Source organism: Crystallibacter degradans, assembly GCF_012952295.1.
Lineage (GTDB): Bacteria > Actinomycetota > Actinomycetes > Actinomycetales > Micrococcaceae > Crystallibacter > Crystallibacter degradans.
This window is the reverse complement of sequence record NZ_JABBCH010000007.1, coordinates 97,441-119,520: the sequence shown is the minus strand read 5'-3', so window position 1 is coordinate 119,520 and position 22,080 is coordinate 97,441. Positions and strand designations below refer to the sequence as shown.

At 65.7% G+C, this 22,080-nt stretch carries 21 protein-coding genes; 13 read left to right on the top strand and 8 right to left on the bottom strand.

Going from position 1 to position 22,080, the window contains the following annotated elements:
* Positions 1-24 precede the first annotated feature (24 nt).
* Positions 25-792 carry an SDR family oxidoreductase gene (locus HGO92_RS13145; RefSeq protein ID WP_169995497.1) on the top strand — a complete coding sequence of 256 codons (768 nt, stop codon included), beginning with the start codon at positions 25-27 and terminating at the stop codon, positions 790-792.
* Positions 793-802: 10 nt separating this feature from the next.
* A complete protein-coding gene (gene pyk, locus HGO92_RS13140; RefSeq protein WP_169995495.1) occupies positions 803-2,251 on the top strand; it encodes a pyruvate kinase in 1,449 nt (482 codons plus the stop codon).
* Between the two features lie 7 nt (positions 2,252-2,258).
* Here pyk and HGO92_RS13135 read toward each other — a convergent pair whose 3' ends face one another.
* Positions 2,259-3,470, bottom strand: coding sequence for an MFS transporter (locus HGO92_RS13135; RefSeq protein ID WP_169995493.1), 1,212 nt, complete (start codon positions 3,468-3,470; stop codon positions 2,259-2,261).
* A 94-nt stretch (positions 3,471-3,564) separates the two neighbouring features.
* On the opposite strand from HGO92_RS13135, the gene HGO92_RS13130 reads away from it, so the two are divergent.
* From HGO92_RS13130 to HGO92_RS13115, 4 genes are all read left to right on the top strand, one after another.
* Positions 3,565-4,680: a WD40/YVTN/BNR-like repeat-containing protein gene (locus tag HGO92_RS13130; RefSeq protein ID WP_346768956.1), complete on the top strand. Its 1,116-nt coding sequence runs from the start codon at positions 3,565-3,567 to the stop codon at positions 4,678-4,680.
* Positions 4,681-4,683: 3 nt separating this feature from the next.
* Positions 4,684-4,983, top strand: a complete 300-nt coding sequence (locus HGO92_RS13125) for a MoaD/ThiS family protein (RefSeq protein WP_169995489.1) — start codon at positions 4,684-4,686, stop codon at positions 4,981-4,983.
* 65 nt (positions 4,984-5,048) lie between these two features.
* Entirely contained in the window at positions 5,049-5,264 is a 216-nt protein-coding gene (locus tag HGO92_RS13120; protein WP_169995487.1) for an Rv3202a family protein, read from the top strand.
* Positions 5,265-5,331: 67 nt separating this feature from the next.
* Positions 5,332-6,075, top strand: coding sequence for a maleylpyruvate isomerase family mycothiol-dependent enzyme (locus HGO92_RS13115; RefSeq protein ID WP_169995485.1), 744 nt, complete (start codon positions 5,332-5,334; stop codon positions 6,073-6,075).
* A gap of 13 nt (positions 6,076-6,088) precedes the next feature.
* Here the strand turns inward: HGO92_RS13115 and HGO92_RS13110 are convergent, their stop codons facing one another.
* From HGO92_RS13110 to HGO92_RS13095, 4 genes are all read right to left on the bottom strand, one after another.
* Positions 6,089-7,594, bottom strand: coding sequence for a long-chain-fatty-acid--CoA ligase (locus tag HGO92_RS13110; RefSeq protein WP_169995483.1), 1,506 nt, complete (start codon positions 7,592-7,594; stop codon positions 6,089-6,091).
* Positions 7,595-7,684: 90 nt separating this feature from the next.
* Entirely contained in the window at positions 7,685-9,391 is a 1,707-nt protein-coding gene (locus HGO92_RS13105) for a long-chain-fatty-acid--CoA ligase (RefSeq protein WP_169995481.1), read from the bottom strand.
* Positions 9,392-9,401: 10 nt separating this feature from the next.
* Positions 9,402-10,061 (bottom strand): pentapeptide repeat-containing protein, encoded by a 660-nt coding sequence (locus tag HGO92_RS13100; RefSeq protein ID WP_169995479.1) that lies wholly within the window; start codon positions 10,059-10,061, stop codon positions 9,402-9,404.
* A 180-nt stretch (positions 10,062-10,241) separates the two neighbouring features.
* On the bottom strand, positions 10,242-10,946 hold the full coding sequence (locus HGO92_RS13095) for a transglycosylase family protein (RefSeq protein ID WP_440915777.1): 705 nt from the start codon (positions 10,944-10,946) through the stop codon (positions 10,242-10,244).
* Positions 10,947-11,304: 358 nt separating this feature from the next.
* Here HGO92_RS13095 and HGO92_RS13090 point away from each other — a divergent pair, with 358 nt between their 5' ends.
* The 3 genes from HGO92_RS13090 to HGO92_RS13080 all read left to right on the top strand — a co-directional run bounded on the left by HGO92_RS13090 (position 11,305) and on the right by HGO92_RS13080 (position 15,287).
* Positions 11,305-14,034 (top strand): cation-translocating P-type ATPase, encoded by a 2,730-nt coding sequence (locus HGO92_RS13090; RefSeq protein WP_169995477.1) that lies wholly within the window; start codon positions 11,305-11,307, stop codon positions 14,032-14,034.
* 56 nt (positions 14,035-14,090) lie between these two features.
* Complete coding sequence (gene epsC / locus HGO92_RS13085) at positions 14,091-14,678, top strand: serine O-acetyltransferase EpsC (protein WP_346768950.1); 588 nt, start codon at positions 14,091-14,093, stop codon at positions 14,676-14,678.
* A gap of 72 nt (positions 14,679-14,750) precedes the next feature.
* On the top strand, positions 14,751-15,287 hold the full coding sequence (locus tag HGO92_RS13080; protein WP_169995475.1) for a flavodoxin domain-containing protein: 537 nt from the start codon (positions 14,751-14,753) through the stop codon (positions 15,285-15,287).
* A 61-nt stretch (positions 15,288-15,348) separates the two neighbouring features.
* On the opposite strand, the gene HGO92_RS13075 is transcribed toward HGO92_RS13080, so the two are convergent.
* On the bottom strand, positions 15,349-15,894 hold the full coding sequence (locus HGO92_RS13075; RefSeq protein WP_169995473.1) for a hypothetical protein: 546 nt from the start codon (positions 15,892-15,894) through the stop codon (positions 15,349-15,351).
* A 187-nt stretch (positions 15,895-16,081) separates the two neighbouring features.
* On the opposite strand from HGO92_RS13075, the gene HGO92_RS13070 reads away from it, so the two are divergent.
* Complete coding sequence (locus HGO92_RS13070; protein ID WP_169995471.1) at positions 16,082-16,591, top strand: GNAT family N-acetyltransferase; 510 nt, start codon at positions 16,082-16,084, stop codon at positions 16,589-16,591.
* Between the two features lie 3 nt (positions 16,592-16,594).
* Here HGO92_RS13070 and HGO92_RS13065 read toward each other — a convergent pair whose 3' ends face one another.
* Positions 16,595-17,911, bottom strand: coding sequence for a hemolysin family protein (locus HGO92_RS13065; RefSeq protein ID WP_169995469.1), 1,317 nt, complete (start codon positions 17,909-17,911; stop codon positions 16,595-16,597).
* Positions 17,912-18,095: 184 nt separating this feature from the next.
* On the opposite strand from HGO92_RS13065, the gene HGO92_RS13060 reads away from it, so the two are divergent.
* Together HGO92_RS13060 and HGO92_RS13055 are read left to right on the top strand one after the other, a co-directional pair.
* Positions 18,096-19,589: a DUF4389 domain-containing protein gene (locus HGO92_RS13060; RefSeq protein ID WP_169995467.1), complete on the top strand. Its 1,494-nt coding sequence runs from the start codon at positions 18,096-18,098 to the stop codon at positions 19,587-19,589.
* Positions 19,590-19,681: 92 nt separating this feature from the next.
* Positions 19,682-20,356 (top strand): endonuclease/exonuclease/phosphatase family protein, encoded by a 675-nt coding sequence (locus HGO92_RS13055; protein ID WP_169995465.1) that lies wholly within the window; start codon positions 19,682-19,684, stop codon positions 20,354-20,356.
* Between the two features lie 63 nt (positions 20,357-20,419).
* On the opposite strand, the gene HGO92_RS13050 is transcribed toward HGO92_RS13055, so the two are convergent.
* Positions 20,420-21,403, bottom strand: coding sequence for a hypothetical protein (locus HGO92_RS13050; protein WP_169995463.1), 984 nt, complete (start codon positions 21,401-21,403; stop codon positions 20,420-20,422).
* Positions 21,404-21,567: 164 nt separating this feature from the next.
* On the opposite strand from HGO92_RS13050, the gene HGO92_RS13045 reads away from it, so the two are divergent.
* Positions 21,568-22,053, top strand: a complete 486-nt coding sequence (locus HGO92_RS13045; RefSeq protein ID WP_169995462.1) for a hypothetical protein — start codon at positions 21,568-21,570, stop codon at positions 22,051-22,053.
* Positions 22,054-22,080 lie beyond the last annotated feature (27 nt).

The window sequence follows — 22,080 nt, the reverse complement described above, 5'->3', positions numbered from 1 at the left end:
GAACACGCCCTGTAAGGAGAGCAGATGACATCCCAAGCTTCGGCGCCCCAGGTGAGCACCGCCGTCGTTACCGGCGCCGGATCCGGCATTGGCCGCGCGGTGGCGCGCCAACTGCTCGCGGCCGGCTTTTCCGTTGCACTGGCCGGACGGCGTCCGGAACTGCTCGCGGAGACCGCCGAGGACAACCCGGCGGCGCTGGTGGTTCCGACGGACATCACGGATCCGGAAGCGGTCGGCCGGCTGTTCAATACCGTGCGTGAACGCTGGGGCCGCCTCGACCTGCTCTTCAACAATGCGGGCACCTTTGGCCCATCGGCCGGTATAGACGAGATCAGCCTGGCGGACTGGAACGACACGGTAGCGGTGAACCTTACCGGTGCCATGCTGTGTGCCGCGGCGGCATTCCGACAGATGAAGGCCCAGCGGCCCCAGGGTGGCAGAATCATCAACAATGGTTCTATTTCCGCACACACGCCGCGGCCACGTTCGGTGGCTTACGCGGCGACCAAGCACGCCTTGACCGGGTTGACGAAGTCCATCGAACTAGACGGCCGGCCGCACGGCATCAGCTGCGGCCAGATCGATATCGGCAACACCTCCACCGGCCTCCTGCACGGCGCCGGCATCAGCGACGGGGCCCTGCAACCGGACGGGAGCAGACGCGTCGAGCCGACGTTCGACGTCGAAGAAGCCGCCCGCGCGGTGGTGCTCATGGCCACGCTGCCGGCCCAGGCGAACATCAACCAGCTCACCATTACCGCTTCCGGAATGCCGTACATCGGCCGGGGCTAGAGGAGACATCATGAGACAGGCAAAAATCATTGCCACGTTCGGCCCTGCCGTTGCCACCTACGAAAGTACTGTGCAGCTCCTGAGGGCGGGAGTCGACGTCGCACGTTTGAATATGAGCCACGGCGAACACGCAGTGCACGAGGAGACGTACAACAATATCCGCAAGGCCGCGGCGGAGCTGGATCAGCCGATCGCGATCTTCGCCGACCTGCAGGGGCCGAAGATCCGGCTGGGCAGGTTCGCCGCCGGCCCGCACGAACTCCGCGTCGGAGACACGTTCACGATCACCACCGAGGACGTGGCCGGCACCGCGGAGATCTGCTCGACGACGCACAAGGGCCTGCCGCAGGATGTCACCGTGGGCGAAACGTTGCTGATCGACGACGGCAAGGTTGCCCTGCGCGCCGTCGCGGTGGAAGACACCCGCGTGGTCACGGAGGTCACGGTGCCCGGCGCCGTCTCCAACAACAAGGGCATCAACCTCCCGGGAGTCGCGGTGAACGTCCCGGCCCTCAGCGACAAGGACGAGGCCGACCTGCGCTGGGCGCTGCGCACCGGCGTCGACATGGTTGCCCTGTCCTTTGTACGCAATGCCGCGGACATCCGGCGCGTGCACGAGATCATGGCCGAAGAGGGTCGCCGCACCCCCGTGATCGCGAAGATCGAGAAGCCGCAGGCCGTGGCGGCGCTGGCCGAAATCGTCGCCGCCTTCGACGCGATCATGGTGGCCCGCGGGGACCTGGGCGTCGAGTTGCCGCTCGAAGACGTGCCCGTGGTGCAGAAGAACGCCATCGAGATGGCCCGCCGTTCGGCGAAACCGGTGATTGTGGCGACGCAAGTGCTGGAATCCATGATCGAAAATCCCCGGCCCACCCGCGCCGAGGCGTCCGACTGCGCGAATGCCGTGCTCGACGGCGCGGACGCGGTAATGCTCTCCGGCGAGACCAGCGTGGGAAAGTACCCGGTGGAGACCGTGGAGACGATGGCGCGCATCATCGAATCTACCGAACAGCACGGGCTGGAGCGCGTTCCGCCGCTGGGCAGCAAACCGAAAACCCGCGGCGGCGCCATCACCCGTGCGGCCGTGGAGATCGCGGACCAGCTCGACGCCAGATGCATCTGCGTTTTCACCCAGTCCGGCGATTCGGCCCGCCGCCTCTCCCGGCTCCGTCCGAACAAACCCCTGTTTGCCTTCACCCCGGTGCAGTCGACCTTAAACGTGATGGCGCTGATGTGGGGCATCCAGCCGCGGCTGGTCGACTTCGCCGAACATACCGACCATATGACGGCCCAGGTGGACCGGGTGCTCTACGAGCAGAACCTGGCCGACATCGATGACCTGGTAGTGATTGCCGCCGGCTCGCCCCCGGGCCAGGCCGGGTCCACTAACTCCCTGCGCGTCCACCGGGTAGGGGACATTGCCGACGCCGGGGAGCAGCTGGCGGCCCGGCGGGAATAGAGCCGGTTCAGCCCTTGCTCGTCGATTTGGCGACGGCCGCCAGCCCCAGCAGCCCGCAGACCAGCCAGATGGCAGCTGCGGGTCCCAGCGGGGCGGCGACCAGGCCACCCGTCAGCGGGATGACCACTTGGCCGATACGGTTCCCGAGCAGCCTGATGGCGAGCGCAGCGCCGCGGGACTGCGAGGAAACCGCCTGGGTAATCAGGCTCATGGTCAGCGGCTGGCCGAGCCCCAGCAGGAAGCCACCGACAAACAGGGCCGTTCCCGCTACCCAGAGGGCGTCGAGGAAGAACGGCGCGACGGCGATGGCAGCGCCGGAGCCCAGCAGGCTGGCGATCAGCAACTGGTAGCGGGTCCACTTCTGGATGAGCTGGGCCAGAATGACACGGGAAATGATAGAGGCGCCGGCCCGCACGGCCAGCAGGATGCCCACCCATACCGGCGCTACGCCGTGCTCCTCCGCCACCAGTGGCAGGAAGGCCACCAGAATGTCGATGGCGGAGAGCAGCGCCAGCGAAGCAGCCATGTTCCAGGCGACACCGGGAGTGCGCAGGATGACCAGTGCGCCTTCCTTCGGGAGCGCCGTTGGCCGCGCTGGTTGTCCCGCCCGGCCACTGCTGCGCGATCTGACCAGCATGGCCGGCGCACCTGCCAACGCGATCCCGGCCGCCAGCAGCAGTGCGGTATTTACTGAGGCCATCCGGGCATCCCCGGTAGTTTCCAGCCCGCTGCCCAACAGCAGGCCCGCCAACAGCGGCCCAATCAGCTGGCCCAGGGAAAAGGCCGCGGTGAACCAGCCGAACCCACTGTCCAGCTGGCTCAGCGGGGCATACCGCGCAATGGCCGATTGGCCCGCGATGGTGAAGACCAGGTGGCCCATGCCCAGCAGCGCGCTGGCCACGCCGATCCAGAGGAAGTCTCCTGCCGCCGCCAGCAGCAGCGCTGCCACGGAGAGCACGACGGCCCCGAGCACCACCATGCCGCGCAGCGACTGCACCCGGTCGCTCACCCTGCCCAGCCAGAGTGCGGCGACCACGGGCAGGATGGCATAGACGGCGGTGATCACACCGATCACCGCGGCGTCCCCGCCGAGCGCCAGCAGCTTATAGGAGATCACCGGCCGGGCCAGGTTCAGCGCCGTCTGCGTCAGCACGGCCGCGCCGATCAGGACCCACAACCACAGCCGCGAGCTGTGTTGTTCTGCTGCTGGTTCGCTCATTTCTCCTGGTTCCCTCGAGTGCCCGCCCCTATTCTGCCCTGCCGGCCAACCGTTCACCGCAAAACCATTGCGGCGTTACGCGTGCGGTGGTCGAATAGTGACCATGGCTACAGCCGGTACAACAGTTCTCGCGATCGGTACGAAAAAAGGCCTGTGGCTGGCTACCAGCACAGACCGGGTCAACTGGTCGCTGTCCGAACCACACTTCTTGATGAATGAGATCCCGAGCATCGGGATCGACCAGCGCGGCGGACGCACCCGGCTGCTCGTCGGTGCCCGCTCCGAGCACTGGGGACCCACCGTCTTCCACTCGGACGATCTGGGCGGGACCTGGACCGAGCCTGAAAACGGCGCCATCCGCTTCGCCGAAGAGGACGGTGCCGCCCTGGAGCGGATCTGGCAGCTTTATCCGGACGCCGAGGACCGCCCCGGCGTGGTCTGGGCCGGCTGCGAACCGATCTCGGTGTGGAAATCCACCGACGGCGGCGAGCACTTCGAGCTCAACCGCAGCCTCTGGGCGCACCCTGACAAGGACCAGTGGGGCGCCGGCTACGGCGGGGCCGCTGCGCACTCCGTCCTACCGAGTCCGGCGGATGAAAACACGGTCCATGTCGCCATGAGCACCGGCGGCGTTTACCGGAGTACGGACGGAGGGACCAGCTGGACCGCGCGCAACCACGGCATCAGCGCCTACTTCATGCCGGATCCTAATCCCGAAGTCGGCCAGTGCGTGCACAAAATCGCGCGGGATCCCGAGGTCCCCACCACGCTGTTCGCGCAGAACCACCACGGCGTCTACCGCTCGGACGACAACGCAGACACCTGGGTTTCCATCGCGGACGGCCTGCCCACGGACTTCGGCTTCGCCATGCTCACGCACCCGCGGAAGTCCGGCACCGCCTGGGTCATTCCTATCAAGGCCGACGGCGAACGCATTCCGCCGGACGGCCGGCTCGCCGTCCATCGGACCAGCGATGGCGGCAATTCCTGGACCCGGCTGCACACCGGTTTGCCGGACAACGAGTTCAACGTGGTGCTGCGTGATGCCGCGGCGGTGGACGGCTCGGATCCGGCCGGCGTCTACTTCGGTACCCGCGGCGGCTCCGTCTACGCGAGCGCCGATGAGGGCGAGATCTTCGTCGAAGTGGCCTCGCATCTGCCGGACGTACTCTGCGTCCGCGCTGCCACAACCAACGACGGCGGCCGGTAGCCAATGAAGGAGACCACCCTGGCGGTCACCGTCGTCGTCCCCAGTCTCCTGGCCAAGGTGACCGGTGACCAACGCGAACTGCGCGTGCCGGTGGAGGACGGGGCCACCGTGTCCCAGGTGCTGGACCGGCTCGCCGCAGAGTATCCGGTGTTAGAGCGGCGGGTGCGGAACGAGCTGGGCGCCGTCCGCCGGTACGTAAACCTCTACGTGGACGGAGAAGACATCCGCGGGCTGGACGGCCCCGCTACCCTCATCGCGCCCGGGCAGGAGCTGCTGATCATTCAGTCAGTCGCCGGCGGATAGCATGGAAACAGCCCGTCCCGATCAGCTGAAGCCGGACCGTACGCAACTCAACCAGGAGGTTCAAAATGACTACCGACAATGGCGGTTTGCACGACCCGAAGGAAGCGGACGCAGCCGACGTGCAGTGGCAAAACGAGCCCCTGCAGGACGACTCGGATACCGACGACACCCCGCTGGAACGCCCGGCGTCCTGGGAAGCCAATGAAGCCGACGTGCAGGAGCAGGCCCTGTCCATCAACCCGGACGAAGACGACGACTACCCCCATGGCGAGGCGCCCTAACAACGTGCGAATGGCTTCGCCGTCAACTTCGAAGGAACCGAGGAACGTCTCTCGGCAAGGAGCACCAATGGCAGCGAGTCATGACTTGGCCACGGACCCCGCACTGCAGGAAGCGCTGCTCACCGTGCGCCGCGGAACGGAGTTCTTCGACCGCAAACTCAGCGAACTGCCCGACGACGCACTCCAGGCGCCCTCGCTGCTGCCGGACTGGACCCGTGCCCACGTCGTCGCACACGTCGGTTACAACGCCCGCGCGATCACCCGCCTGATGAAGTGGGCCAACACCGGCATCGAAACACCCATGTATTCATCCTGGGACGCGCGCAACGCGGAAATCGAGCACGGCGGCGCCCTGTCTCCCAAGGAACTGCGGGACCTCTATCAGGACTCCGCCACGCAGCTCGACGCCGCCTGGCGCGCCACTCCCCCGGACGCCTGGAAAAACCAGGTCAAAACCGCACAGGGGCGATCGGTCCCCGCTTCGGAAACCGTGTGGATGCGCACCCGCGAAATCTGGATCCACGCCGTGGACTTGAACAACGGTGCTACCTTCGACCAGATCCCCAACGACGTCCTCAAGCGTTTGCTCCAAGAGATCACCGGAGCCTGGCAAAGCCGCGGCGAAGACAAAGACCTGCTCCTCAAAGTCTCCGACGCCTCGACCGTGACCGAACACGGCGACCTCGACTCCGACAATCCCGAAATCATCACCGGCACCCTTGCCGACATCACCGCCTTCGCCGCCGGTCGCTCCACCAATGGCATCACCTCCAGCAAACAGCAAAGCCCGACGGCGCCCCGCTGGCTCTAGCATCTGTCCGGGATCAGGCATTGGCGCGAAGCGCGTGCTTCTGGATCTTCCCGGTGGCGTTGCGGGGCAGCTCGTCGACGAGCACGATGTCCCTGGGCACCTTGTAGGTGGCCAGGCGCTGCTTGAGCTCTTCGCGCATCGCTTCGCTGGTCAAGTGGGTAGAGGGCGTAAGGACAACGAAGGCCCGCCCCGTTTCGCCCCACTTATCGTCCGGCACTCCAATGACGGCCGCCTCCTGCACGCCGGGGACGCTGAGCAGGGCGTTCTCCACCTCGGCGGGATAGACGTTCTCGCCGCCGGAGATGTACATGTCCTTGATCCGGTCCTTGATGTACATGTAGCCGTCTTCGTCGACTACGGCGATGTCCCCGGAGTGGTACCAGCCGCCGTCGAGCGCCCTGGCGGTCTCCTCCGGCTTGTTCCAGTAGCCGGCCATGACGTTGGGACCCTGGACGATGACCTCGCCGGGGACCCCGGGCGGGACCGGCCTGCCGTCCAGGTCCACCACCTGATTTTCCGTAAAGAAGTGGGCCCGGCCCGCCGAGCCGGCCTTAACAAGGCCGTCGCGGGGTTCGAGCATGCAGACACCGGGGCCGGTTTCGGTCATCCCGAATCCCTGCATGATGGCGACCTTCTTGTCCTGCCAGGTCCGGATGGTCCGCTCGGGCAGCGGGGAACCGCCCACCATGAACCCGCGCACCGTGGAGAGGTCCGCCTCCGGGAAGGCCGGATCGCTGCTCAGGGCGTCGAGCATGGCCGGCACCAGGAACGCCGAGGTGACCCGGGACTGTTCCATCTCGGTCAGCACGGCCGCGGCCTTGAAGGTCCGGTGGATGATAATCCGCCCGCCCAGGGTGAACGTGGGCAGGGTCATCATGTTCAGCCCGGCGATGTGGAACAGCGGGGCGGCGGCAAGATGGACCTCATCCTGCCGGAGGTCCTGGCCGATCAGCGCGTTGACGTACTGGTAGAACAGATTGTTATGGGTCAGCATCGCCCCCTTGGGACGGCCGGTGGTTCCGGAGGTGTACATGATCAGGGCGAGGGCCTCAAGATCGACATCGTCCTGGACGGGTTCTTCGCTCCCGCTGGCGAGGAAGTCCTCGAATAAGGCTCCCGGACCGCCGCCGTCAACGCTGAGCCACTGCAGCACATCGAGCTCTGCGGCGAGTTCCCCGGCATTGCCCCGCTGGTCCTCGCCGAAGACCACAACGGTAGCGCCGCAGTCACGCAGGATGTAATCGACCTCGGGCTTCCGGAGCCGGGGGTTGATCAGTACACAGACAGCGCCGATAAGACCGGCGGCGAAGAACGTTTCCAGTAAAGCAGGATGGTTAAACCCCATGTAGGCGACCCGGTCACCCCTGGATACGCCGGCGCTGGCGAGGGCATTGGCCAACCGGGTAACGCGCTGATCAACCTCACGATAGGTCCGCTCCCGCCCTTCGAAGACAATGGCGACATCGTCCGGGCGGACCTTGGCGCGGCGGGCAGGCCATGAACCAATGCCGAGATTCACTGCAACTCCTTCGTAGCGGTTTCACGTCTCGACCATTGGAACAGTCTTTTATTGATATTGTCAACGATTAACGCGCTGGGGCCGCTTGGCTTATGCGCCGGTCACCGGCCGCGCTAGCTGCTCCTTGACCTGTTTGCGCAGCACCTTGCCCAGCATGGACTTGGGCAGTTCCGCCGCGGCCACAATCCGGCGCGGAACCTTGTACGCGGCCAGCCTGCCGCGGCAGTAGTCCCGCATGTCCTTTTCGGCGGCCTCATCGAGCGTGACCCCGGGCCGCAGCACGACGGCGGCGGTGACGTCCTCGCCGCCCTCGGCCCGCGGAAGACCAACGACGGCGGCGTCCGCCACCTCCGGATGCGAGCGAAGCGCGTCTTCAACCTCGGTCGGCGAGACGTTGAAGCCGCCGGTGATGATCAGGTCCTTTACCCGGTCCACGATCCGGGCGTTGTGCTGCTCGTCCACGGTGACGATGTCGCCCGTGCGCAGCCAGCCGCCGTCCAGCAGGGTTGAGGCGGTTTCCTCCGGCTTGCCCCAGTAACCCTGGAAGACCTGCGGGCCGCGGATCAGCAGCTCCCCCGGCCGGCCGGGGTCGACGTCGTGCGTTGGATTTTCCGGATCCACCACCCGCATCTCGGTGTTGGGGAACGGGACTCCGATGGTCCCGTTCCGGCGGTTGGGGCCGAACGGATTGCCCATCGCCACCGGGGAGGACTCGGTCATCCCGTAGCCCTCCACCAGCAGGCCGCCGGCGGTGCCTTCCCAGAGGTCCACGGTGGACTGCGGCAGGTTCATCGCCCCGGAAATGGCGAACCGCACGCTGCCCAGGTCCACGCCGCGCTTCTTCGCCTCGATGGCGGTCCGTTCGTAGATGGGCGGCACGGCACAGAAGATGGTGGGCGGATGCTTCTTCGCAGCAGCCAGCACCAGGTCGACGTCGAACTTTGGAAAGATCACCACGCGCGATCCGGTGAGGATGCCGAACGTCAGGTGCAGGGTCATGCCGAACGCATGGAACATCGGCAGCACCGCATACATGACCTCCTTGCCTTCGTCCACGCCGTGCATCCAGGCGCGGCCCTGCTCGGCATTGGCGCGCAGGTTAAGGTGGGTGAGCATGGCGCCCTTGGGATGGCCGGTGGTGCCGGAGGTGTACTGGATGGCGGCCAGGTCTGTGACCCGCGGCATGGGATGGGACTTGCGCAGGGGCCTGGCCCGCAGCAGCTTTTCCCAGGGAACGGTGTTCCTGACCTTGGTGGTCAGCGCCTTGCGCGCGGCGCGGGCCGCGCGCACCGGAAGCTTCAGGGCCAGGCGCTTGGAGCGCGGCATGGCCCGGGTGAGATCCACCGAAATAATGGTCTTGACGGCAATGTCCGCGGGGAAGTCCTGGACCTTGGCCACCACGTTGTTCCAGACGATGGCCACCGTGGCCCCGTGGTCCTCGAACTGATGGCGGAGCTCGCGCTCCGTATATAGGGGATTGTGTTCAACAACGACGGCGCCAAGCCGCAGCACCGCGTAGAACGCCACCACATGCTGGGGGCAGTTGGGCAGGATCAGTGCAACCCGGTGGCCCGGCCCCACTCCCAGCCGGCGCAGCCCCTCCGCGGCACGGTCAATCTGCTCGCCCAGCTCACGGTAGCTGGTAGTGGCGCCGAAGAAGTCCAGGGCCGTTTTCTTCCGGAACCTGCCCACCGAGTCCATCGCCATGTGGCTCAGGGACTCGGTGGGAAGCTCGATCTCGGCGGGCACCCCGGGCTGGTAGTTCTGCAGCCAGGGCCGGTTCTCTACGGCTGACATGGTGCTTCCCCTAACCTTCCACGCGGATGCCGAGCTGTTCGGCCAGAATCGGTGCCAGCAAATTCAGCTGGTAGTCATCCACTGTTGCTCCCTTAAGACCGCCCACGCCGCGGATCATGCTGAATTCGCTGCTGCGCAGGTCGAAGTCTTTCAGGATTGCATCCGTCACATCCAGTGTCCCGATGCGGCAGTTCTGCAACGCCACGCGCAGACCGCGGGCGCCGGAGAGGTCCAGCTCGTCGATAATGCAGTCGGAGATCAGCACGTCCGTGAGCTTGGAGCTGCGCAGATTCATATAGCCGAGCTTGCCGCCGTCGAAATGGACGGACTGCAGGGCCGAGTCGAAGACTTCCGCGGACCCGAGCCTGGTCCGGGTGAGTTCAACGTCCCGCCAGCTCGAGCGCGCAGCGCGGAAAACCGGTGCGTACAACTCCTCGAACCGGCAGTCGGTGAACCGGGCGCCGCGCAGCTGGGCTTCGTTCATGGCCACGGAGAGCAGTTCGCACTCCAGGAACGTGATGCCGGTCAGATCCAGCCCGTCCAGCTGCACCCTGGTGTAGCGCTGCCCCTCGCAGTGGTCCCCGCTGAGCAGGTCCGCAGAATCGAAGTCTTCGAGGTTTGCCAGCCGGACCGGATCCAGTCTGGGGGCCGCCGTCGCACTTTTTGCCATGCTGCCATCCCATCACATCTCGACCCTGTGGACGGGCGGGCCTGTTCCAAAACAGCCGCCAGTGAGACCGACACCACTTCTGCCGCCGGGCAGCAGAAAGCCCCGCGCAGTTGGGGGGAAACGCGGGGCTTTCTTAGGTAACTGCGTGGCAAAACGCAGTTGGTTTAGGTCAGCTGGGCCTTAGTTGGCCGGCAGCTGCAGAACCTGGTCAACGAAGATCAGGTTCGGGTTGCCGACGGTGTCGGCGTTGGCTGCGTGCAGTGCCTGCCAGCCGCCCTCAATGCCAAGCTCGGTGGCAATGGTGTTGAGAGTATCGCCCGCCTGCACAGAGTAGGTCTCGCCGCTGACGGCAACCTGGGCCTGGGCCGGAGCCTGAGCGGCCGGCGCCTCGGCGACCGGGGCCTGCTGGACAGGTGCCTGCTCGACGGGAGCTTCCTGGACCGGAGCCTCAACGGGGGCCTGTGCCACGTTGTACTCGGCAGGTGCTTCCTGGACCGGCGCCTCGGCAGGTGCCGGAGCCGGTGCTCCGCCGCCGCCACTCAGGCCCAGCTTGGCCGAGCATGCGGGCCAGGCGCCCCAGCCCTGGGTGGCCTGGACGTTCTCGGCTACGGCAATCTGCTCAGCCTTGCTGGCGTCCTGCGGGCTTCCGCTGCCGCCGAATGCTGCCCAAGTGCTGGGGGTGAACTGGAGTCCGCCCGAGAAGCCGTTGCCGGTGTTGATGCTCCAGTCACCGCCGCTTTCGCATTCGGCCAGGGCGTCCCACGTGGCGGTGTCGGCAGCGTTGGCCGGAGTTCCGACCATGGCTACACCGGCGCCGGTGAGGGCTACTGCCGCAAGGCCTCCGCGAAGGGCGCGGCTGAAGTTCTTGTTCTTATTTGAGTTCACGATGCTCCGCAGGGCCACCTTCGCTCCATCCGTCCCCGGACTTCATCACGCCGCCGTCAACCACTCGTTAGATCGAGGTCATTTCCGACGTCTGCCATGTTGACGGCATTTGGTGTTGGGCAGCGCCGAGCATATTCGATTTTCAGTAAGTCTGCCGGTTAGGATCCGGCTCCCCTGAGCGGGTTACTTCCCCGCACAAGCCGCCACGTTACCGGACCGTTACCAACGATGCAAAATCGTGATGAATCGTTCCGCGTGTCGTGCCGCGTGTCGAGCTGTGTTTTGCGCTGCAGTTTGCTCGCTACGCTGGGGCCAGCAGGACGACCGTTCCGGTGCGCCTGCGGGAGGGGGATTTTCCATGGTTTCCGGTACCGCTCAAAACGCTTGGCATACCGTCTCACCTGCGGAAACAGCCGCGGCGTTCGACGTCGAGCCCGCCGCCGGATTGTCGACGGCGGCGGTGCGCGCGGGGCAGCAAAAACACGGCCGGAATCTGCTCGCCGAGGGTGCCAGGATTCCCATCTGGAAAAAAGTCCTGCGACTGCTGGCGGACAAGATGATCCTGGTCCTGGTGGCGGCCGCCGCCGTCAGCGCCGTCGTGTCCCGCGAATGGGAAACGCCCGTGGTCATTTTCGCTGTCATTGTGCTCAATACGGTCCTGAACTACGTCCAGGAAAGCCGGGCCGAGAGCTCGCTGGCCGCGCTGCGGACGATGTCCGTGGATACCTCGCGGGTGCGCCGCGATGGCCGCGAGGAGGAAGTTCCCAACGAAGAACTGGTGCCCGGGGACATCGTCCTGCTCGACGCCGGCGAAACCGTCCCCGCGGACGGCCGCGTGCTGGAAGCCACCCGTTTGCAGGTGGCCGAGGCGGCGCTGACCGGTGAATCCCAGCCGGTGGAGAAGTCTTCCCGCACGCTGGAGAGTTCTGACCTGCCGCTCGGCGACCGCGCCAACATGCTGTTCATGAACACGGACATCAGCCGCGGCCGCGCGGTCATGGTAGTCACCGGCACCGGCATGAACACTCAGATCGGGGCGGTCGCCACCCTGCTGGAAAGCGCCGGCCCGGCCAAGACCCCGCTGCAGCGCCGGATCGACCAGCTGGCACGGCTGCTGACCATCGTCGCCCTGGTGGTGGTGGCCATCGTCTTCCTCCTGGGCCTGCTCCGCGGCCAGTCCTGGTCCGAACTCCTCATCACCGCGGTCTCGCTGGCCGTAGCCACCATTCCGGAGGGCCTGACCGCCGTCGTCGCCTTCACCCTGGCAATGGGCGCCTCCCGGCTGGCCAAGCGTGGAGCCATCATCAAGCAGCTCTCCGCAGTGGAAACCTTGGGCAGCACCACCCATATCGCCACGGACAAGACCGGCACGTTGACGCTGAACGAGATGACGGCGCGCCGCCTGAACACCGCCGGCCGGAGCTTCCGCATCACGGGCGAGGGCTACGCCACGGACGGCAAAATCCTCACCCGCGACGGCGAACCGCTCCCGGCCATGCCGGATGCCCTGCTGGCTATGGCATTGTGCAACGATGCCTGGATCAGGGACGGCAAGCTCGTTGGCGATCCCACTGAAGGCGCGCTTGCGGTGCTGGCGGAGAAGGGCGGAATGGACGTCGAAGAAGTCCGGCGGCGCCACCCACGCGTGGCAGAGGTGCCGTTCGATTCGGATTACAAGTTCATGATGACGTTCCACGAACACGACTTCACCCGGGGCGACTCTGTTCCGGCCAGGTTCCGCTGCTTCGCCAAGGGCGCTCCCGGCCCGTTGCTCGAACGTACGGATTCGATCCTGACCGACCGCGGGATCGAGCCGCTGACCGGCGATGACCGCGAGCGCATCCGGAGCGATACCGAGGCGATGGCGGCCGAGGGCCTGCGCACGATGATGATCGCCGGCCGCAGGCTGGATGCGGACCTGCCCGAGGATCCGGACGAGCTACGCGGTCTGGCCAGCTCGCTGACGCTGTACGCCGTCGTCGGTATTGTCGATCCGCCCCGCACCGAGGCCGCCGAAGCCATCTCCACAGCCCGCAAGGCCGGGATTGTTGTCCACATGATCACCGGCGACCACCTGGCCACCGCCTCCGCCATCGCCGGCCAGCTGGGCATCGAAGGCGAGGCTGCCACCGGAGCACAACTGGACGGGATTGACGACGGCGACCTGACCGGCCGTGCCGCCGGCTTCGGTGTCCTCGCGCGCGTGGCTCCGGAGCACAAGATCCGTGTGGTCAAGGCACTGCAGAGCGAAGGCAACATCGTGGCGATGACCGGTGACGGCGTCAACGATGCCCCCGCCCTGAAACAGGCGGACATCGGTATCGCCATGGGCATCACCGGCACGGATGTCTCCAAGGGCGCGGCGAACATGATCCTCACGGACGACAATTTCGCCACGATTGTCGCGGCCGTGCAGGAGGGCCGCGGCATTTACGCGAACATCATCAAGTTCGTGAAATTCCAACTCACGACGGCGTGGGGTTTCGTCCTGATCTTCCTCACCGCCGGGGTCCTTGGCCTCGCCGGCGGGGCACCGTTCACGGCGCTGCAGATCCTCTGGGTGAACATCATCATGGACGGCCCGCCCGCGCTGGCGCTCGGGGTGGATCCGGCGGAACCTGGGATCATGCGGCAGAAACCGCGCCCCGCCGCTGAACCGCTGCTGACGCGGAACCGGCTGCTGCGGATCCTCGGACTCGGGGTGGTGATGGCGGCCGGCACCATCGCCGTCCTGGTGCTGGCGCCCGTGCTGTTCCCGGACAGCGCCGGGGATCCCCTGCTGGCCAGCACCCTGGCCTTCACCACGTTCGTGTTCTTCCAGGTCTTCAATCTGCTCAACGTGCGCTCCGACGCCGGTTCGGTCTTCTCGCTGCAGACCTTCACCAACCGCAGCATCTGGGTGGCGCTGTTCGCCGTCGTCGTGCTGCAGGTACTTGTGGTGCATCTGGAACTGCTGCAGGGCTTCTTCGACACCACGGCACTGACGTCTGCCCAGTGGGGCTTGGCGCTGCTGACCGGCTCCTTGGTGCTATGGGTGGAAGAAATCCGCAAGTCCGCTACGCGGAGAAGACTGCGGGGAATACACTGATCCGGCCCCCGGTTGCCTCGAAGGGAACCAGAACCGCTACAAGGAGTTGATCGACCGTGGCCAGGAACAGCCTGCCGGCGCTGCTGCGCGAGGACCTCAAGGCCGCGCGTGCCCAGGATCCGGCCGCGAACTCGGATCTGGAAGTCGGCTTCGCCTACTCCGGGGTGCACGCGGTCTGGGCACACCGCATCGCCCATGCCATGTGGAACCGGCCGCACCTGCGTACCGGCGCCCGGCTGCTCTCCCAGTTCGCCCGCTTCCTCACCGGGATCGAAATCCATCCCGCCGCGACGCTGGGCCGCCGGGTGTTCATCGACCACGGCACGAAGATTGTCATTGGTGAAACTGCGGTCATCGGCGACGACGTGATGATGTACCAGGGCGTCACGCTGGGTGGCCGGGCGTTGGATAGGACCAAGCGGCATCCGACCATCGGCAACCGCGTGATGCTGGGCTCCGGTTGCCGCATTCTGGGTCCCGTGACCGTTGGCGACGATTCAGCTATCGGTGCCAACGCCGTCGTCGTGACGGATATCCCCGCCAACTCCGTAGCCATTGGCGTGCCCGCGCGCTGGCGGCACAAAGACGGCAGTTATCCGCTGGATCCCCGGCTGGACCTGATCGACCCGGCGTTCCTGCTCTAAAGCAGTCCGGTCCAGGACCGTTTTCCTTGGCGCGTCAGCGGTTTACGCTGATACCAAACGGAGGAGTAACGGATGCGGATTCTCATTGGCTACGCAAGCCAGAGCGGCTCAACCGCCGAAATTGCGGAATGGATGGCCGCTGTTCTGCAGCAAGATCACAACGTGGATGTCCTTGAGATAGGGCAGATCGGCTCTTTGGACAACTATGAGGCAGTGGTGCTGGGCAGCGCCATCCACAGTCAGTCCTGGCTACCGGCGGCTGCCGAATTCGTCCATGGCCATGCAGGAGCCCTGAGAACGAAGCCGATCTGGCTGTTCAGCGTCGGAATGTCGGACGGGTTGCCCCGGCCCCTCCGTAAGCTGGCGAAGACAGCGCAGGACAAGCGCATTGCTCTGGCCTTCCGGGATAAAATCCAGCCGCGCAGCCACCGGGTCTTCTCCGGCGTTTGCCGGGCCGAGCAATTACCGCGGCCGGGCCGGATGTTGTTCGTGGCCGGGGGCGGTCATTTCGGTGATTACCGTGATCGTGCAGAGATAGAGGCTTGGGCCAGGGAGATTTCGCGTGCCCTGATAGCCGGCGCGTACCCAGCTGGCCCCGCAACCGGGTAGTAGCGTCCCTGCGGACGCTGCCACCCGGCTGCGGTAAGGCCTTTGCGTCTAGCTCAGGGCGTTAGCTCTGGCGGCGCTTGACCATGAAGGCGCCTGCTGCGCCGGCCGTGACCAGCAGGCCAAGACCTGCAGCGCCCCATGCTGCCGGGGATACCGAAGTGGTGGCGGCGGAACGGTCTGCCTTCAGTTCCTTGGGTTCCTTCTCGTCCTTGGGTCCGGTGTGTCCCTCGGCCGGCGGGCCTGTTACGACAACGGAAGCGGTGCCGATTTCTTCGCTTTCGTAGCCCTCCACAGAGATCCAGTGACGGCCCGGCTTGTCGATCGAAATCTCTTCCGAGAACTCGCCCGAGGCGTTGGCCGAGGTGGTCTTCGTGAAGCCGCGGAAGTTCTTGGCGGACTGATTCTGGGCCACCGTGATGGTGGCGTCTTCATTGGCCTCAAGGCCAGCGCCTGAAACGGTGAACTCTTCGCCGGCCTGGACGCTGCCGGCTGAGACTACTACGGAAAGTTCCGGGGCGGGGTACTGGGCATCGGCGGCGTAGGCCGCGGTGCCCGCTGACAGGGTGAGCGCAGCGGTCAGGGCCACTGCAGAGACTATCTTCTTCATATTTGATGCTCGATTCGTGATGGGGAGAGTGCGAATCACTGACAGACCTGCGGACAGGCCAAAGGGCGCTGCTAACTGCGGCGCCCCCGATGCGACTTTATCGTTTCACCCTCCTAAAGCAACCCTGTGTGGCCTCAAAAGAGGACATATCATCCAAAGTTAACCTCGGCCTACTGCTGAAAGGGCGGTGAGCAAAGCAATGCTGCTGAGAGCAGCTACTCCGGATGATTTGAGCGCCTTCCTGCGCGGCGGCACTGACTCCCTGGCTGCTGCGTTAGGCGTCAGCATTCCGGCAGGTTGGCCCGAGTACCCATGGGTAATCGAGTTCACGCTCGAAGTACTCCAGGCGCAGCCCGGCCAGGCCGAGTGGTGGATGTACTACTTTCTGAATCCGGAGCTGGGCTTCCTGGTTGGATCCGGCGGCTACAAGGGTCCGCCCAAGGACGGGACAGTCGAGATCGGCTACGAGATCGCGCCCGGCTTCCGCGGGCAGGGATATGCCACCGCTGCTGTCGGCCAACTCGTCGGCCGCGCCTTCACCACTGCGGAAGTGGCGGTGGTCGAAGCCCGCACGCTTCCGCGCACCAACGCTTCCGGGACTGTCCTCAAGAAAGCCGGCTTCGAATACCAAGGCGTTGTTCCGGACGATCAGATAGGGCAGGCGTGGCTCTGGCGGAAAACCCGCACGGGAGCATGACGCCTAGCCGCTGCTGCCGCCGTCGTTGTTTTCCTGCGGCACTTCGGTAACCCGGACGCGTCCGATCCGCAGCCCCTCCATGGAGAGCACGCTCAGCAGATGTCCGGCCGCCTCCACCTGGTCGCCGGTGCGGGGCATGCGGCCCAGCCGGTCGATGATGAAGCCGGCCACCGTTTCATAGCGCCCGTCCGGGAGGTCGATGCCGGCCAGCGACTTGAACTCCTGCAGGATCAGGCCGCCATCCACATCAATGGCCCCGCCGGCCTGCCGCACGCGGTCCTCCGGGTCCACCCCGGCGTCGTACTCGTCGTAGATCTCGCCGACCAGTTCCTCCACCAGATCCTCAAGGGTCACGATCCCGTCCGTGCCGCCGTATTCGTCCACCACGAGGGCGATGTGATGGCCCTCCTTGCGCATCCGCGAGAGCGTGGGCAGCACCCGGTTGGTGCCCGGCAGCGGCAGGATCTCCCGCACAATAGCGGCCACCGTTGTGCCAGCCGCTTCGCCAGGTTCCGGGATGAGGTCGCGGATGTGGATGAAGCCAAGCACATCGTCCGAGGTCCTGCCAATCACGGGGTAGCGCGAGTACGGCAGGTTCCGGGTGTATCGGCGCGCCTCGTCCAGGCTCAGCCGGCCCTCGATGAAGCGGACCTCCGGACGCGGGCGCATCACTTCCTGCAGCAGCCGCTCCCCCGCGCCGAAAACGTCGTTCAGGATGCTGCGGCTGTCCTCGCCCAGCGCCTCGTTCTGCGCCACCATGTCCCAGAGCTCTTCGGCGGTAATGGTGTCAGACTTCGCCGACGGATTCCCGCCGAGCAGCCGCACCAGCGCATTGGTAGACACGGACAGCAGCCAGATCACCGGGCGCATGACCTTGCTGAACAGGTTCAGCGGCGGCGCCAGGATCTTGGTGAACCCCACCGGGCGCTGCATCGCGAGGCGTTTGGGCACCAGTTCGCCGAGCACCAGGGACAGGTAGGCCACCACCAGGGTCATACCGATAAACGCCACCGACTGGGCGGCACCGGCTGCCAGGCCCAGCCCTTCGAGCAGCGGCGCGATGTCGGGCGCGATAGTGGACGCACCGTAGGCCGCCGAGAAGAAGCCCGAAAGCGTCACGCCGATCTGCACGGCGGAGAGGAACCGGTTGGGGTTGCGGGCGAGCTCGGCCGCTTTGGCACCGGACTTGCCGGAGCGCTCGATCTGCCGCACCTGGCTCTCCCGGAGCGACACGAGCGCCATCTCCGTGCCGGCAAACACCCCTCCGAGCAGCACAAAGAAGAGGACCAACGCGAAATTCATCAGTGTGCCGCCATCCATAATCAGACCTTATCGAAGGGTCGGCGGTGAGTCAGGCGTCTTCGCCCTGCCGCCGACAGGGAGAACAAGTACTGACAGCCCTTGTGCCCGCGGCGGTACAGGGCCACACTGCTCGCAAAGAGTTTTCCGGACGGGGCGACGGAAACGACGCATCGGCCACAGAATTCAGAAGGAGGTGGCCGCCATGAAGCCCGGTCACGTGGTTTTACTGGTCCTCGGTATCCTGCTGTCCCTGGCCGGCCTGGCGCTGGTCTCTACTGCGGCCTTCACCGGCCTGATCCAGGCCGCACAGGACGACGACGGCTACCTCACCTCCCAGCCGGTCCGGCTGAATACGGACTCCTATGCCCTGACCAGCCAGCCGCTGGACGTGGTCATAGAAGAGGAACTGCCGCCCGGCGTGCAGCTGGGCGACGCGTTCGGTTTCCGGCTCGAGGCGCGGGCCGCCCAGCCTGGACAGGACGTTTTCATCGGGATCGCCCCGGTGGACGCCGTCGATAATTATCTGGCCGGCGTGCCGCACTCGCAGCTGGTGGACGTCGATTTCCGCCCCTTCGATCCGGACTACCGGGAACTGCCGGGGACCTCCGAGCCGCAGCCTCCCGCCGAGCAGGACTTCTGGGCGGTCTCGGCATCCGGCCCGGGCGAGCAGCGGATCAGCTGGGACCTGCAGTCCGGTAGCTGGAGCGTAGTGGTCATGAACGCGGATGCCAGCCTGCCTGTCTCGGTGGACTTGCAGGCGGGAATCAGGCCGGGCTTCCTGGGCCCGCTCACCATGGGCCTGCTCATCACCGGACTGGTCCTGCTGATCATCGGCCTGCCCCTGCTGATCCTTGGCGCGGCGGGAATCGGGCGGACCCTGGCATCGCGGCCCTCGGCCTTGTCCGGCGACAACCCGGCGGACCGGCGCGCGGCAGGTGACCGCACGCCGTCGTACTCAGGTTCTCCCGCGGCTGCACGCCCGGTTTATCCCGCCGCGCTGAACGGCGCGCTGGATCCGGGGCTCTCGCGCTGGCTGTGGCTGGTGAAGTGGCTGCTGGCCATTCCGCACTATTTCTTGCTCTTTTTCCTGTGGTTCGCGTTTGTGGTTACCACCATCGCCGCCGGTTTCGCCATCCTTTTCACCGGCCGCTATCCGAGGTCCCTGTTCCACTTCAATGTGGGCGTGGCGCGCTGGAACTGGCGGGTGGCCTTCTACGCGTACTCCGCGCTGGGCACCGACCGCTACCCACCGTTCACCCTGGCCCCGGCCAGCTACCCGGCGGATTTCGACGTCGCTTATCCGGACCACCTAACCAACGGCCTGGTGCTGGTCAAATGGTGGCTGCTGGCCATTCCGCACCTGCTGATCGTATCCGCGTTCTCGAATGCGGCGATCTGGTGGGGCGCGGACGGTGACTGGGACGGCAATTACGCCGGCGCTGCAGGCCCTTCCCTGCTGGGCCTGCTGGTCCTGGTCGCCGCCGTGATCCTGCTCTTCACCGGCAGGTACCGCCGCTCGCTGTTTGACCTGATCATGGGGATCAACCGGTGGATTTACCGCGTCCTCGCCTACACGGCGCTGATGCGCGACGAGTATCCGCCGTTCCGGCTTGACCAAGGCCCGGCCGAACCGCCGCTGGAGACCGGTGACGCCGCCCCGCCGGCAGGTCCCGGTGAGCGCCAGCCTCTCAGCTGAGGGCAAAATCCTTCATCTGCGCCGTTCCGCCGTGATGCTGTGGGTACTATTAGGGCAGCTTTCCTCGAACGGCCAATGGAAGGGGTGAACCCGTGCTCAAAGTCATCAGCTACAACCTGCGAAAGCACCGTGCGAGCAGTGAACTCCTGAACCTTGCCCAGGATTTCGACGTCAATGTCCTCTGCCTGCAGGAGTGCGACACGACCGACCTGCCGCCCACGCTGGGACCGCTGCACCTGGCCGATTCCACCAAGGGCAACCGGCTGGGCCTGGCGATGTACTACCACAAGGACCGCTTCACCGCCCTGGATACGAATACGTTCGCGCTGAAGAAGTCCCTGCATGACTACGTCCTCTCCCCCGCCCACGAGCGGCTGCTCGGCGTGAAGCTGGTCGACAACGAGACGCAACATGAACTCGTGGTCGGCTCCTTCCATGCGGCGCCGCTAACCGCGACGAACTCGCTGCGGCGCCACCAGATCAAGGCCGGCCACGCCGAACTGCTCACCATGGGCGGCGAAGGCATGACGCTGATGGTGGGCGACTTCAACTACCCCTTCTTCACCAAAAACCTCATCTCCCACCTTAAGGAAACCGGCTACGAGCTCACGCTCAGCAACCGCCGGACCTACACGCGCTACAAGGTCTTCCAAGGCCACTTCGACTTCGCCACGTCGCTGGGTCTGAACATCGAGAGCGTGGAAACCCTGCCCCGGGGCGAATCGGACCACCTGCCCATCCTCGTCTCGGCCGAATACCTGAGCTAGCTGAGCCCACTGCCCGCATCTCTGGGCGCACAGCAGAAACACCAACAACGACGGCGGGGCCGGCTAGTCACTCAGGGCGTACGGCGGAACATGGCGCGCGTTGTTGAACGGCTCGAACCAGTTCTCGAACTTCATCGAGGCCACGCCGGTCCCGAGGCTCTCGAGATAGTCCTCGAAGCCATCCAGGGCCTCGTTGTAGAGCAGTTCCGCATCCGTGTCCTCGAGCAGGAACTCTTCCACGGTTGCCCGCCAGTCTTCGTCCAGCTCCAGGCCGGCTTCCTCGGCCAGCAGCTGCGCCTCGTTGAGCAGGCAGCGCAGCGCAAGCTCCTGGGCAACGCACGACGGCGGCTGCCACCGGCCGGCGATCCTGGTAGTCAGGTCGACGGCAACCGTGAGGAACCGCTGGGCAAACAGGGCCGTGTAGCGGTGCGCGAAGCGCGGCGGCAGGCCCGAAATGACGAACGTTTCGTCCACGTCCGCCGCAGTCGGCGCTCCCCGGCTGCGCAGCAACTCAATGTCCGAGAACAGCTCGTCCATCATGACAACGGAGGCGTGCCACAGCAGTCCGGCCACCAGTTTCGCCTGCCGGAGCGAACGCCGTCGCTCCCCCTGATCCTCAAGTTCGTCGTCGTAGCCGAGCATGTCCGGGCTCAGCCCCTCCACCTGGCCGGAGAGGTCGATGAAATCCTGTTCGGTGACCGGAGCATCGGGAACGTCGGCAGGCCGGCGGTCGGCAAACTCGCCGTCGATCACGATCGCGGTGTCGGCGGCGTGGATATCGTCATCGTCGGCGGGATTGCCCGTTTCCGCGGAGACCCGGAATGCACGCGGTTCCACGCCCTCCACTCCCGCCAAAACATCCGCCGCCTGGATCGGATCCGAGGCGATGATGAGCGCGTTCATCGCGTCGCTGATCGCATACTCGACTTCCTGGGTGTCGGAGGCACGCGAGATCGCGCTGTCCCGGAGGGCGTCGGCGTCGATAATGTTCACCTCGATCGTCACCCGCAGGGACACCGTCTGGCCCTGCCCGCTCTCCTCATTCATGGAGAAAGCATATATCTGCCGGTCCCGCGCCGCGTCCTCTGCTGAGGGACATGCCCGGCAGCAGAAGAGTCGCCCGCTGCACCGGGGAACGTGTCAGCGCTGAGCAAACTGGAGCGGAAGCATGACCGGGTAGGCGGCTGGCGGCTAGCCATATAGTGAATAAGGTGAGTTCAGAAGCATCGTCCCGCCCCGCCGTCGTACGCCGTCCTCATCCTTTCCAGACGCTGATGGCGGTGATCTGCATCCCGATGGCCATCCTGGTTCCCCTGTGGGTGGTTGCAGGGCGGGTGCTGTTCGGGATCTCCGGGCCAATGGTGTCGATCCTGGCGTTCACGCTCGGGCCGGTGCTGCTGCTTCTGCTGCTGTTCGCGGGGATCAAGACCGTGGCGAACGCCGTCAAGGTGCGGCCCTTCGGCGCGCCGCTGAAGACGTCCGCGCTGCTGCTGACCACGTATCTGGTGGCCTTCGGGTTCGGCTTCACCGTGCCCGATTTCGGCGAAAACGGCGGCTCGGTCTTGACCGCTCTCGCCGGCGAGTCCGCTTTGGGCATGTCGATCGCGCTGTGCAATCCGCTGGGCATCATCACCATTGCCCTGTCCATCACCGTGACCGTGGTCTGCTACCGGGACGCCAAATACGCCCGGCATTAGCTGTTTGCCCCCTGCGCGGGCTTTGGC

Excerpts from the sequence above, each read along its gene's own strand:
- HGO92_RS13115 (WP_169995485.1), top strand. The coding sequence starts at position 5,332 with ATGGCAGCGAGTCATGACTTGGCCACGGACCCCGCACTGCAGGAAGCG.
- HGO92_RS13135 (WP_169995493.1), bottom strand. The coding sequence starts at position 3,470 with ATGAGCGAACCAGCAGCAGAACAACACAGCTCGCGGCTGTGGTTGTGG.
- HGO92_RS13120 (WP_169995487.1), top strand. The coding sequence starts at position 5,049 with ATGACTACCGACAATGGCGGTTTGCACGACCCGAAGGAAGCGGACGCA.
- HGO92_RS13080 (WP_169995475.1), top strand. The coding sequence starts at position 14,751 with ATGCGGATTCTCATTGGCTACGCAAGCCAGAGCGGCTCAACCGCCGAA.
- HGO92_RS13105 (WP_169995481.1), bottom strand. The coding sequence starts at position 9,391 with ATGTCAGCCGTAGAGAACCGGCCCTGGCTGCAGAACTACCAGCCCGGG.
- HGO92_RS13065 (WP_169995469.1), bottom strand. The coding sequence starts at position 17,911 with ATGGATGGCGGCACACTGATGAATTTCGCGTTGGTCCTCTTCTTTGTG.
- HGO92_RS13090 (WP_169995477.1), top strand. The coding sequence starts at position 11,305 with ATGGTTTCCGGTACCGCTCAAAACGCTTGGCATACCGTCTCACCTGCG.
- pyk (WP_169995495.1), top strand. The coding sequence starts at position 803 with ATGAGACAGGCAAAAATCATTGCCACGTTCGGCCCTGCCGTTGCCACC.
- HGO92_RS13050 (WP_169995463.1), bottom strand. The coding sequence starts at position 21,403 with ATGAATGAGGAGAGCGGGCAGGGCCAGACGGTGTCCCTGCGGGTGACG.
- HGO92_RS13125 (WP_169995489.1), top strand. The coding sequence starts at position 4,684 with ATGAAGGAGACCACCCTGGCGGTCACCGTCGTCGTCCCCAGTCTCCTG.
- HGO92_RS13145 (WP_169995497.1), top strand. The coding sequence starts at position 25 with ATGACATCCCAAGCTTCGGCGCCCCAGGTGAGCACCGCCGTCGTTACC.
- HGO92_RS13075 (WP_169995473.1), bottom strand. The coding sequence starts at position 15,894 with ATGAAGAAGATAGTCTCTGCAGTGGCCCTGACCGCTGCGCTCACCCTG.
- HGO92_RS13100 (WP_169995479.1), bottom strand. The coding sequence starts at position 10,061 with ATGGCAAAAAGTGCGACGGCGGCCCCCAGACTGGATCCGGTCCGGCTG.
- HGO92_RS13060 (WP_169995467.1), top strand. The coding sequence starts at position 18,096 with ATGAAGCCCGGTCACGTGGTTTTACTGGTCCTCGGTATCCTGCTGTCC.